At 75.3% G+C, this 2,851-nt stretch carries 2 protein-coding genes and 1 pseudogene; all 3 read right to left on the bottom strand.

Going from position 1 to position 2,851, the window contains the following annotated elements:
- A pseudogene (locus D7V93_RS41245) lies at positions 1-985 on the bottom strand (hypothetical protein); the annotation flags it as partial.
- Between the two features lies 1 nt (position 986).
- Entirely contained in the window at positions 987-1,847 is an 861-nt protein-coding gene (locus D7V93_RS41240) for a class I SAM-dependent methyltransferase (protein ID WP_120648456.1), read from the bottom strand.
- The coding region (locus tag D7V93_RS45540; protein WP_208723319.1) for a hypothetical protein at positions 1,844-2,851 on the bottom strand (1,008 nt) is incomplete at its 5' end. The genes D7V93_RS41240 and D7V93_RS45540, both read right to left, overlap by 4 nt.

The following is a 2,851-nucleotide window of genomic DNA, read 5'->3' as shown; positions in this document are numbered from 1 at the left end:
CCGCCAACGCCACGAGCCCGACGAGGAGGAGCGCGCCCAGCCACACGCGGACATCCGCGGGCGACGTCACCGGCCCGCGGGGAGACAGCACCGCCAGGGGCGCCGGCCAGAAGAGCTTGCTGCCCAGGTCCGCCGGGAAGGCCAGGAGGCCGCTCACGCGCGCCGCTCCCTCCGAGGCGTTGCTCGCGGGCAGCCCGCCGCCCAGCGCCGCCAGCCGCAGGCCGGCGTACGCGACGAACCCCAGGCCCAGGAGCATGTAGCGGCGGGCCTGCATGAGCAGGCTGCCCCGCGCCCCGGCGGACGTCGTGGCGCGCTCCAGGGCCCACAGCAGCACGGGCAGCACGGCCGCCGTCTCCTTGAGGAGCAGCCCCACCAGCCACACGGCCGCCGCCCCCAGCGCACGCGCGGGTGAGGCAGGCGCCGGCAGCCACAGCCGCGCCGCCAGCAACACCGCCAGCGCCATCCCCACGTCCATCGCGCCGCTCACCCAGGCCACCGCCTCCGTGTGGACGGGGTGGAGCGCGAACAGCAGCGCGCCACCCAGCGCGGCCCAATCCCCCGCCCCCTGCTCCGAGCCCGGGCGGCCCGCGCGAAGGCACACGCGCAGCAGCCAGAGCACCAGGACGGACACCGCCGCGTGCATCAGCATCAGCGCCAGGTGGTACGCCCAGGCCTGGAGCCCGAAGCCCTGCCGCAGCACGAAGAAGAACACGTGCAGCAGCGGCCGGTAGTAGTGATGCCGCGGATCCTGCGCCGTGGAGGACTCCAGGAAGCCGAACAGCGGCTGCGCGAAGGCCTGGCGCAGGCCCTCCACCGAACGGATCCACGGGTTCTCCAGCACCAGCTGCACGTCGTCGTAGACGAAGCCGTTCGCGAGCGTGCCGGCGAACACGAGCAGCGCGGCCAGCGCCACCAGTGCGTACTGAAGGCCGGGACGCAGGAGAATGGGCCCCGGGGCACCGGTGCCGGATGCGGCCTGTTCCATGTCAGCGCCCCTCCACGTGGGCGACGACCAGCAGGCTGGTGCCCAGGGGCAGGGACCCGCCCCGGCGCAGCCAGGCCCGCTCCGCGGACAGCACCGCGCGAAGGGCCGCGGAGGCCACCCCTCCCCGCGCGCCATGCTCCGCGTCCTGCCGCGCCCGCACCGCGCCCTCGGAGCGCAGCCCCAGGCGGCTCGGCACGGCGCGCAGCAGCCACAGCGGGAGGGGCAGCGGCGCGAAGAGATACGAGGCGAAGTCCACCGCGAAGCCCGTGCGCCGCAGCAGGTCGCACAGGGGCGCGCGGGCATAGCGGCGGAAGTGCCCCGCCACCACGTCGTCCTCGGCCCACAACCAGCTGAAGGCCGGCACCGTGAGGTACAGGCGCCCGTCCTCCTCCAGGAGCTCGCGGGCCTGCTCCAGCAGGCGCACGTCCTCTTCGACGTGCTCGATGACGTCGAAGAAGCCCAGCGCTGGGAGCGAGTGGGGACGGAAGCCCGCGTCCTCCAGCGTGGCGCACACCACGGGCTCGAGGCCCCGGGCCCGGGCCTGCCGCGCCCCGTCCAGGCCCGGCTCCACGACGAGCGTGGGGATGCCCGCGTCGCGCAGCCCCGCGGCGACGTAGCCGTTGCCTCCGCCCGCGTCCACGAGCGGCCCGCGCGGCGGCCACGCGCGCACCGCGTCCACGATGCAGCGGTTGCGGTGCTGGAACCAGAAGGAGCCGTCCTCCACCGCGCGGCACAGGACGTGGCCGTCTCCGGGGTACGAGACGGGCGTGCTCCGCCCCGCCGTCCAGACGCCTTCCTCCAGCGGCACCAGCGCCGGGGCCCACCGTCGCAGCCACCCGGCCTCCACGGCGGGCGCCCTCATGGCGCGGACTCCACCGCCGAGGGCACGGGCGGCTGCGGCGCCACCACGGGCTCCGCGGAGGACGTCTCCGCCGGCACGATGCGCCAGGGCTCCGGGGCCCGGCCCGGCTTGAGCCGGAAGAAGCGCCGCTCCGGGAACTGCGTGCGCAGCCGCTCGAAGTGGCCCGGACCGTCGTGCAGGATGAGCACCTCGTCGGAGAAGTCCGGGCGCGGCGGCGCCCACTCGAAGACCCAGCTGCCCCCGCGGCGGAACTCCGGCACGCGCCGCCAGGCCGCCACGTACCGCGGCGCGAGCAGCACGGCGCGGCCCAGGCCCGCGTCACGCACGTAGGCCTCCACCGCCGCGTGGATGGCCGACTGTTCACGCAGCGCGAGCGCGTGGTGCACGTCGAAGATGCCGAGCCCCACCACGAGCGCCCCGCCCGTGCCCAGCAGCAGCGGCCGGGGCGACACCGACGCCCGCCGCGCGAAGTCCACCGCGCGCTTGAGCCCCTGCACCGCCACGAGCGCGAGCGCGGGCGCGCACTCGGAATAGTGGATGGGGCCCACCGCGTGGATGCCGTGGTTGTCGTGGAAGAGGCCCAGGCCCAGCAGCGACAGCACGCCCAGCGACAGCAGCACGGTGAGCCGGTCCCACGAAGCCCCCAGCGCCACCAGCGCCACGCCCAGGGGCCCCAGGAACCACACCGCCAGCATCAGCGTGTTGTAGCTGGTGTTCGCCCCGAAGCGCTCCAGCAGCGTGCCGTCGTGCGCGGTGAGCTGCGCGGGGAACGTGTACATGGACACGCGCGCCGGCAGCAGCGCGTCCCCCGTCACCGCGTGGTTGAAGGCGAGGAAGGCCCCCAGCGGCAGGAGCCACCCCAGCGCCAGCCCGCCCAGGCAGGGCCCCACGGGCAGGCGGCGGCGTGCCACGCGCCACACGAGGTCCAGATAGAAGGGCGCGAGGAAGAAGACCGTCTCGAAGGGCCGGCACAGGAAGGACACGCCGCTCACCAGCCCCAGCAC

The organism is Corallococcus llansteffanensis, from assembly GCF_003612055.1.
GTDB classification, from domain to species: domain Bacteria; phylum Myxococcota; class Myxococcia; order Myxococcales; family Myxococcaceae; genus Corallococcus; species Corallococcus llansteffanensis.
Note: the sequence above shows the minus strand (reverse complement) of the source record. Positions and strands in the feature narration are given on the sequence as shown.

What these genes read in the sequence shown, in the direction of transcription:
- D7V93_RS41240 (WP_120648456.1), bottom strand. Translation starts at nt 1,847, where the DNA reads ATGAGGGCGCCCGCCGTGGAGGCCGGGTGGCTGCGACGGTGGGCCCCG.